6 protein-coding genes are annotated in these 8,777 nt (G+C 38.4%); 4 read left to right on the forward strand and 2 right to left on the reverse strand.

The features are described 5' to 3' along the window. Window positions 1-1,290, forward strand: a complete 1,290-nt coding sequence (locus RCC89_06680) for a DUF4105 domain-containing protein (protein WMJ72847.1) — start codon at window positions 1-3, stop codon at window positions 1,288-1,290. Between the two features lie 439 nt (window positions 1,291-1,729). On the opposite strand, the gene RCC89_06685 is transcribed toward RCC89_06680, so the two are convergent. Next, on the reverse strand, window positions 1,730-3,208 hold the full coding sequence (locus RCC89_06685) for a glycine--tRNA ligase (protein WMJ72848.1): 1,479 nt from the start codon (window positions 3,206-3,208) through the stop codon (window positions 1,730-1,732). A gap of 122 nt (window positions 3,209-3,330) precedes the next feature. Here RCC89_06685 and RCC89_06690 point away from each other — a divergent pair, with 122 nt between their 5' ends. From RCC89_06690 to hemH, 3 genes are read left to right on the forward strand one after another with little or no spacing between them, the layout of a single operon-like run. Next, complete coding sequence (locus RCC89_06690; GenBank protein WMJ72849.1) at window positions 3,331-4,182, forward strand: universal stress protein; 852 nt, start codon at window positions 3,331-3,333, stop codon at window positions 4,180-4,182. A 9-nt stretch (window positions 4,183-4,191) separates the two neighbouring features. Further along, window positions 4,192-5,430 (forward strand): cation:proton antiporter, encoded by a 1,239-nt coding sequence (locus RCC89_06695; GenBank protein WMJ72850.1) that lies wholly within the window; start codon window positions 4,192-4,194, stop codon window positions 5,428-5,430. A 10-nt stretch (window positions 5,431-5,440) separates the two neighbouring features. Beyond that, complete coding sequence (hemH, locus tag RCC89_06700; protein ID WMJ72851.1) at window positions 5,441-6,460, forward strand: ferrochelatase; 1,020 nt, start codon at window positions 5,441-5,443, stop codon at window positions 6,458-6,460. A 132-nt stretch (window positions 6,461-6,592) separates the two neighbouring features. On the opposite strand, the gene RCC89_06705 is transcribed toward hemH, so the two are convergent. After that, a complete protein-coding gene (locus RCC89_06705; GenBank protein ID WMJ72852.1) occupies window positions 6,593-8,515 on the reverse strand; it encodes an OmpA family protein in 1,923 nt (640 codons plus the stop codon). Window positions 8,516-8,777 lie beyond the last annotated feature (262 nt).

Consider the following 8,777-nt stretch of genomic DNA (forward strand, 5'->3'; position numbering starts at 1 on the left):
ATGAATGTTCTACAACCTTTTAAAATTCCTTCTTCCAGTCATTGGTTGAAGGAATTTTTTTGTGTATCGGCCAGGCTCATTTTATTAACCCTATGCTGTGTAGGTGTGTGCAATGTCTGTTTTTCTGATACTTTGTCTGTGCATAGCAAGGTGAGCATTATCACTTGTGGGCCAGGGGAGGAGTTATATGAGGCTTATGGGCATTCTGCCATAAGGGTTAGTGATCCTGAGCGTAATCTGGACTTGGTTTATAATTATGGCACTTTCAGCTTTTCCGATCCTGATTTCTACTCAAAGTTTATTAAGGGAAAGCTCCAGTACTACCTTTCAGTTGGCTCTTATGATAATTTTTATGCGTCCTATGCGTATGACAACCGTAGCCTTAAAGAGCAAGTTCTAAATCTTTCAGTAGAGGAGCGTAATCAAGTTTACCAGTATCTTCTCAATAACCATCTTTTAGAGAATAGGTATTATTTGTATGATTTCTTTTATGATAATTGCGCCACCCGAGAGATAAAGCTCCTTAACGATGTGTTAGGGGAGCGGCTTATTTGGCCAGTGGAAGAAGGTGGAGGGAAAACTTTTAGGCAACATATAGCCTTGCCTGACTTTCCGTGGGTGTATTTTGGTATGTCTATTGCCTTGGGCACGCCTACTGATAAAAAAACGAGCGCTGTAGAAGGTGCCTTTTTACCATACAACCTTTATCATTTAATTGCCGATTCTAAGGTTCTGATCAGCGATTCTTTAGCTCCGCTTATTCGTTCATCATCAGATTTATTTGTACCGATTCCTAGAGAAACCTCTGCTAATGCATTCCCTTCACCCGTTTTATTTTTCTGGGGGCTTTTTGCGTTGGTGCTTGTAGTGTCTGCGTTGGGCATATTTAAGAGGCGTAACTTCTTATTGCTTTTTGATTATGCGCTATTTAGTATCTCTGGTTTATTGGGCGTTTTGTTTTTGTTTCTTTGGTTTGGGACAGATCACCAATCTACTGCCTGGAACTTTAATATTTTGTGGGCGTCACCTTTGAACCTTATCTTCCCTTTTCTTTTACAGCGTCACAACGCTTTTAAAGCATATGCTCTTTTTTGTTTTTTAAGCTATACCATTGTTCTTTTAGGATCTGGAACATTAGTGCCTCAGGAATTTCACCAGGCTGTTTATCCTATTGTCCTAATACTTTCTGTCAGAGTGTTGGCTTGGGTTTTCTTTTATCCTGAAATATGCGATAGGTTTCGTTATAAGGAAATCAACAATAAATCGACTCTTTTGGGTCGCAAGGCATAGTAGCGCTATGGCGCTATGTTTAAGACACAAGTTTTATTGAATGTTTCAGGTTTATGGTAGGGCGCGCTGAAAAACGCCCAAAATACTGACCTGTTTATATTTGTAAAAAAACTAGGAGGTATAGGTGCAAGGGTTTTTCGGTTATTTCTTATTTTTCCGTGCACAGTAAATTCAGAAGCTTTTAACCCACTACTTTTTTTGGGCTAGCCACAAGCGCACAATCTACTTTATGGCCTTACATTAGAAGTATTCCAATACGTCTTCATGTAAGGCCATGCGTATCTTGCACACTTGTGACTTTTTCAGCAGGCCCTATGGTAAGTCAGGAGTCTAAAGAGCATAAAAAAAGCTGTATTTCTACAGCTTTTTTTAACCTGAATTATGCATTATATTTTGCCACGCAATAGAAAGTTCTAATGCATATTTCAGGTTTAATTTATTACAGTTTCTCAAAAATCCTTTTAAAGGACACTTCCCTGCGAAGCTTTTGTTTGAGTTCTGCTATGGAAACTCTTTCTTGGTCTGTAGAATCCCGATGCCTGATGGTTACGGTATCATCTTCCAAAGACTGGTGGTCTACAGCTATGCAAAACGGTGTTCCTATAAGGTCTTGTCTTGTGTACCGCTTTCCAATAGAGTCTCTTTCTTCATATATGATGTTCATGTCAAACTTCAGGTCATCATATATTTTTCTGGCTTTTTCAGGAAGCCCGTCTTTTTTAGTAAGTGGTAAAATAGCTGCTTTGACAGGAGCCAGTGCCGGGTGAAGTTTTAGGTAAACCCTTTCTTTGGCCTTTTCGCCTTCCCCAACCATTTCTTCGGTGTAGGCATTGCAAAGAACAGCAAGGAAAACCCTATCCGCACCTATAGATGTTTCTACCACATAAGGCACATAGTTTTTGTTTATCTCATTGTCAAAGTACTGTAGCTTCTTTCTTGAATGTTTCTCATGGCTTGCAAGGTCAAAGTCGGTACGAGAATGGATACCTTCAATTTCTTTGAAACCAAATGGGAACTGGAACTCTACATCTACTGCTGCATTGGCATAGTGGGCTAGCTTTTCATGGTCATGGAAGCGAAGCTTTTCTGTAGGAAGGCCAATGGCTTTATGCCACTTCATTCTGGTTTCTTTCCAATTTTGGTACCATTCCATTTCGGTGCCAGGGCGTACAAAAAACTGCATTTCCATCTGTTCAAACTCTCTCATCCTAAAGGTGAACTGACGGGCGACAATTTCGTTTCTAAACGCTTTACCTATTTGTGCAATGCCAAAAGGAACTTTCATCCGGCCACTCTTTTGCACATTTAAGAAGTTTACAAAAATTCCTTGTGCAGTCTCTGGACGAAGATAGATGGTGCTGGCGTCATCCGCTACAGAGCCTACTTGGGTAGAAAACATCAGGTTAAACTGCCTTACTTCAGTCCAGTTAGAAGTACCAGAAATTGGGCAAGTTATACCTTCATTTACAATTAGCTCTTGAACACCCTGTAAATCTTCGTTGTCTAATAGGCTGGCCAGTTTTTTTACCAGTTGGTCAGCTTTTTCTTTTTTCCCCTCTTGCTCATATTGAGCTGCTTTATCTTCTATAAGAACATCTGCACGGTAACGCTTCTTACTGTCTTTGTTGTCGATCATAGGATCGTTGAAACTATCTATATGACCTGAAGCCTTCCAAGTGGTCGGATGCATGAAAATAGCAGAATCAAGCCCAACTACATTCTCGTTCATCTGGGTCATGGCTTTATACCATGCGTGCTTGATGTTGTTTTTCAGCTCTACACCATTTTGGCCGTAGTCGTATACAGATTGGAGGCCTTCATAAATTTCGCTTGAAGGAAATATAAAACCATATTCCTTGGTGTGCGCTATTATCTTTTTAAAAAGATTGTCAGTTTGTGTTTCTTCCCTTTTTTCCATGGCTACAAAGATATATAAAATGAACAGATGTTTGTATTTCAGGATTAAAAAATGAATTTTGTGTAATTGAAAATTGATGATAAAAAGTGTTATTTTGAACAAATTCTGCGGAAGTTAATAAAATGATCAAAAAAGCTCCTATTCCTTTTGAAAAAATAGCTGTTGCAGTGGCTCTTTCTCCTCGTGTGGAAGAGATTATCTGTGAGTCTGTTAGGTTCGCAAAACTCTTTGATGCATCACTCATTTTTATTCATATCAGTCAAGAAGGGGAAGACTTGGAGCTGCTGAAAAGGTTGATTGACAAATATGCCGAGGCGGTAAAGCATGAACTGGTTCTTGAAAAAGGAGACGTGGTAGATTCTATTTTGAAAATATCCAAAAAGAATGCCGCTGATCTCTTGATTGCTGGTGCTTTAGAAAAAGAAAGCTATCTAAGATATTATCTTGGCTCCGTTTCCCGAAAACTTTCGCGCAAGGCTAAGTGTTCTGTATTATTGTTAAAAGAGCCATCTTTGCATCCAAAGCCGTTTAACACAATGGTGGTAAGTGGGCCAGAACACCCTAAGACAGTACATACCGTTAAAGCTGCTGCCTATTTTGCTGAACGGGAATATACGTCTGAAGTTTTTCTGGTTAAGGAGAATGAGCTTTCAGGTTTGGCTACTTTTATAAATGAGGATTTTGAGGATAGCAGAAATAATTATAAAAAGCAGGTGGTGAAAGAAGAATATGCGCGCATGGATAAACTAATAAAGCAAGCAGGAGTGGAAAACACAGAGGTGAAGCCTGTACTTTTAGAAGGCAAGCCGGGGTATGAAATGGGGCGCTTTGCCAGGAGTAATCGTGCAGACCTTTTAATAATAAATTCGGCTGATTCTCATAAAGGATTTTTTGAACGTATTTTTCCAGATGAGTTGGAATATGTATTGGAAAACCTTCCGTGCAGTTTACTCATTGTGCATTCCAGAGTCTGATCTAGTGTTATGAGTCAACTTACCCATGCAGATTTAATTAACTTATTATTGGCTTTGAGCATTATTTTGTTCGGAGGCCGTTTAGTGGGTGAAGTTTTTCGTAAAATAGGTCAACCTTCGGTTATTGGGGAGATTTTAGCAGGAGTCATACTTGGACCAACTGTTTTAGGTATGTTTTTCCCTGAAGCCTTTCAGATGATTTTCCCTTCTGAAAACAATGTAGCCTTAGTGCTGGATGGTTTTACCCAAGTATCAGTAATTCTTTTGCTGTTTATTGCTGGGCTAGAAGTAGAGTTGGATGTGGTTATGCAACAAGGGAAAAAGGCTTCGATAATTAGTTTTTTTAGTATTATTGTTCCATTTGCCATAGGTTTTGGCGTTCCAATGCTTTGGCCGGACTTGCTGGAAGTGGAGCCTGAAAACAAATTTATCTTTTCCCTTTTCTTTGGCACGGCTTTGTCCATTACGGCACTCCCTGTCATAGCGAGGATATTGATGGACCTGAATCTTTTCAAAACCGGTTTTGGGGTTATTATCATTACTTCAGCTATGGTAAATGATTTGCTTGGCTGGATGTTTTTTGCAGTTATACTGACCATGATTACCCCTTCAGCTGGCACAAACCTTTGGGCAACATTAGGTACTACGATAGGCTTTTCTTTGCTGATGCTCACTTTTGGCAGGTTTTTGTTCAATAAAATTTTACCTTGGATAAATACCAACTTTGCATGGCCTGGTGGAATATTGTCCATTTCGATTGCTTTATGTCTACTGGCGGCATCTTTTACGGAGTTTATTGGTATCCATGGAATTTTTGGAGCTTTTATTTTAGGAGTAGCCCTTTCTAGTTCTTTTCATTTTAAAGATAAGGCCAAAGAAATTATCCATCATTTTGTAAACAATATTTTTGCCCCGATCTTTTTTGTTGGAATTGGGTTAAGGACGGACTTTATTCAAAATTTCGACTTTAAACTAACCTTTTTGGTAATTGTTATTGCTTTTGCAGGAAAACTCATTGGGGGAAGCATTGGCGCACGGTTGTCAGGATATAATAACCGGGAGTCGCTTGCCATAAGTTCTGGAATGAACGCAAGAGGGGCTATGGAAATAATTTTGGGACTATTGGCCCTTCAAGCGCAAATTATTAATGAGGAAATGTTTGTGGCTATAGTGGTAATGGCTTTGTTTACAAGTATTACCAGTGGCCCTATGATGAAGTATTTTATAGGTAATAGAAAAATAAGCTGATTTTAGGTATATGAAAAAGAAGACAGGTATATTTTTAATAAATCTGGGTACGCCAGATAGTCCTTCAGTGTCGGATGTAAGAAAGTATTTAAGAGAATTTTTGATGGATAGAAGGGTTATCGATATACCTCCTGTAAACAGGTATATGTTGATTAACTTCATTATCGCACCTTTTCGGGCGCCGAAATCAGCAAAAGTTTACCAAGAGCTTTGGGAAGAAAAAGGCTCGCCGCTTATGTTTTATGGCGCTCAACTAAAAGATCTCCTGCAGCAAGCTTTGGGAAAAGATTATCAAGTGGAGTTGGGAATGAGGTATCAAAACCCATCACTGGCCTCAACACTGAAAGCCTTTGAAGGAAAAGGTATTGATAAGTTAATTGTTGCGCCTCTTTTCCCTCAGTATGCTTCTGCGACTACAGGTTCTGCATATGAGGAAACAATGAGGATTGTTAGTAAATGGGAGATTATACCAGAAATCAAATTTATGGGGGCTTATGCTGATCATCCACTGTTTATCAAGTCATTTGCAGAAATTGGGAAAAAGTATTTGGAGGAGGACCAGTATGATCATTATTTGTTTACATATCATGGTTTGCCGGAAAGGCAGATTACTAAGTCCTCCATTGATAACTACTGTCAATTGAGTGAGAAATGCTGTTCTAAATACCACTCAAAAAACCGATACTGCTATAGGGCTCAATGCTTTGAGACTACCCGGCAGTTAGTTGGCAATCTGGGGATTGAAAAGGATAAATACACCATAGCTTTTCAGTCACGGCTAGGGAAAACGCCGTGGATAAAGCCTTACTCTGATGATATTATAATTGAATTGGCTAATAAAGGTGTTAAGAAGATTTTGGCATTTTCTCCTTCTTTTGTTGCAGACTGTCTGGAAACTACCATTGAAATTGGCGAGGAGTATAAAGAGCTGTTCCAAGAGCATGGAGGTGAGAAGCTTCAATTGGTAGAGAGCTTAAATGTCCACCCTGTGTGGGTAGATAGCTTGAAAGAAATGATTTTAGAGCAATAAACAAGTAGGTTCGAAAGAAGCCCTGTTAAGGGTATTTTATTCTATAAATGTAGCCTCCTTGAGACTACATTTATAGAATATTGCTTTGTGTAATTCAAATATGCCATGCTTTATTTAAGATAAAGGTCTCATTTATTCAATTACCGATATTTCAGTTCTTCTGTTTAACTGCTTATTTTTAGGGCTGTCATTCGGTACTTGAGGTTTGGTTTCTCCATAGCCTTTGTACGAAAGCATTTTTTCATTCACACCTATAGAAATTAAGTATTCATATACACTTTTAGCCCTTTCTTTAGATAGTTTTAAATTATGTTCTGCTTCGCCATCACTATCTGTGTGGCCTCCTATTTCAACTTTTTTTACCTTTTCTTCCTCTTTAAGCATTTGTGCTAGCCTATTAAGTTCAGCAATAGACTCCTTTCTCAAATCTGCCTTGTCCGTATCAAAAAATACATTTCGGAGTACAATTACACTTCCTTTAACCAGCGGGTTCAGTGCTACTTGATCTGTGATTTCTTCATAGGTTTCAAGGTCAGGAATGTCTATGTTTTTAGAGAAAAATGCATAACCTTCCGCTTCGATGGCTAGCCCGTAGTTTCTTCCTGCAGGTAAAATTACCACATAATTCCCTGAACTTGAATTTGATGTGTAGCGCCCGATTTCTTTGCCCGTTTTGTTGTCTGTTACAACTATTTGAGCTTCTACTGCTTTGTTGGTAACGGCATCTTTTATACTTCCTTTCCATACAATAAGTGGGGCAAATGCAATGTTACGCTCAAGCATGTATATGTCTTTGTCTCCTAATCCTTCTTCCCTGATAGAAGAAAAATATGCCCTAGTGTTATCGGCAGACCACACGAAATAAGTGTCATCATCCGCAGTATTGATTGGGTAACCTATATTTTCCGGATCTGAAAGTATTTCACCTGTTTCAAGATCTATTTCTACTGAAAAAATATCAAAACCACCCATGGACTTATGCCCTTGGGAACTGAAATATAAAGTTTTGCCATCAGCGTGTATGAAAGGTGCAATTTCGTCGTCCGGCGTGTTCACCTGGGGACCTAGCAATATTGCCTCGCCAAACTCGCCTGCTTTGCTTCTTTTTGACATATAAATATCCGTGCCTCCATATCCTCCTTTTCTGTCGCTGGTAAAAAATAAAGTTTGGTTGTCTGCCGACAAACTAGCACTAGACTCCCATCCATCGGTGTTTACATTTGGGCCGAGGCTGGTTGGTTTTGACCAGTTTTCTCCTTCGAGTGTACTTATATATATGTCCCCATTATTTGAAGTAGAATTATATATCAGCATTTGTTGGCCATCTGCAGATAAGCCTATACATGCGTCATGGTTTTCAGTGTTAATTTTACCCCCAATTTTCTCCACCTCTGACCAAGCAGAGTCATTTTTGTGAGAAACATAAATGTCTTCATAAAAGTAGCCGTCTTCAGGGTCTATTAAACCGCCTGTGCTAGAACTTCTTCTACTTGTAAAATATAATGTTGTCTCGTCTGCTGAAATTACCGGGTTGTATTCAGGGTCTTCTGTATTAATGTTTTCGCCTAGGTTTTCTATTTCTACCTCCAAAGGATTAAACATGAGGACTATACCCGTTTCACAATTGGCAATAAGCTTTTTCACCTTGGCTTTTTTGTTTTTTTCGGCATCCTTTAAAAGAGTATAATAAGTTTGGTAACTAGTGATAGCTTCATTGAATTTATGATACAAGTGGTATGCTCTTCCTAGATAGTAATGCAACTCAGGTTCATTTTCAAGCTTTAGTGATTTTGCTTTCTTTAGGCTTTCAATAGCTAAAGGCAACCTGTGATGCTTTAGTAGTGACACACCCTTATAATAATGGATCAGTGGATTTTTCGGATCATTCTCCTCTGCTACCGAAAAGTACTTGATCGCTTCGGTGAAATCATTATCCATATAATGGGACATTCCTTTGTTATAGGATTTTTTGGCTGCTTTGTTTACTTTTTGAGCCAATATATCCTTAGAAGCAAGTAGTAAACACAGTGTAAGAAAAGGGAGTATTTTTTTCATAATAGTCTATTGTAACAACGAGGCCTGATGTAAAATTTATTCAAAAAAAAGTAAAAAAAAGATAATAATTCAGAATTTTTTCTTTTTTTTGTCCATCCGCCAGAATAATTTCTTATCATATTTTTCTTTAAATCATAAACTTAACAGGTGTTATTTCGATAGAGCCTGTGGAGTATTCGATGTATATATATGTACCTTTTTTTGTGCTTTCCGTACAAGATTGGTATGCTAAATACAGTTTATAAGTAGTATCATTTAATTC

Source organism: Cytophagaceae bacterium ABcell3 (assembly GCA_030913385.1).
Lineage (GTDB): Bacteria > Bacteroidota > Bacteroidia > Cytophagales > Cytophagaceae > ABcell3.

What these genes read in the sequence shown, in the direction of transcription:
- RCC89_06680 (WMJ72847.1), top strand. Translation starts at nt 1, where the DNA reads ATGAATGTTCTACAACCTTTTAAAATTCCTTCTTCCAGTCATTGGTTG.
- RCC89_06685 (WMJ72848.1), bottom strand. Translation starts at nt 3,208, where the DNA reads ATGGAAAAAAGGGAAGAAACACAAACTGACAATCTTTTTAAAAAGATA.
- RCC89_06690 (WMJ72849.1), top strand. Translation starts at nt 3,331, where the DNA reads ATGATCAAAAAAGCTCCTATTCCTTTTGAAAAAATAGCTGTTGCAGTG.
- RCC89_06695 (WMJ72850.1), top strand. Translation starts at nt 4,192, where the DNA reads ATGAGTCAACTTACCCATGCAGATTTAATTAACTTATTATTGGCTTTG.
- hemH (WMJ72851.1), top strand. Translation starts at nt 5,441, where the DNA reads ATGAAAAAGAAGACAGGTATATTTTTAATAAATCTGGGTACGCCAGAT.
- RCC89_06705 (WMJ72852.1), bottom strand. Translation starts at nt 8,515, where the DNA reads ATGAAAAAAATACTCCCTTTTCTTACACTGTGTTTACTACTTGCTTCT.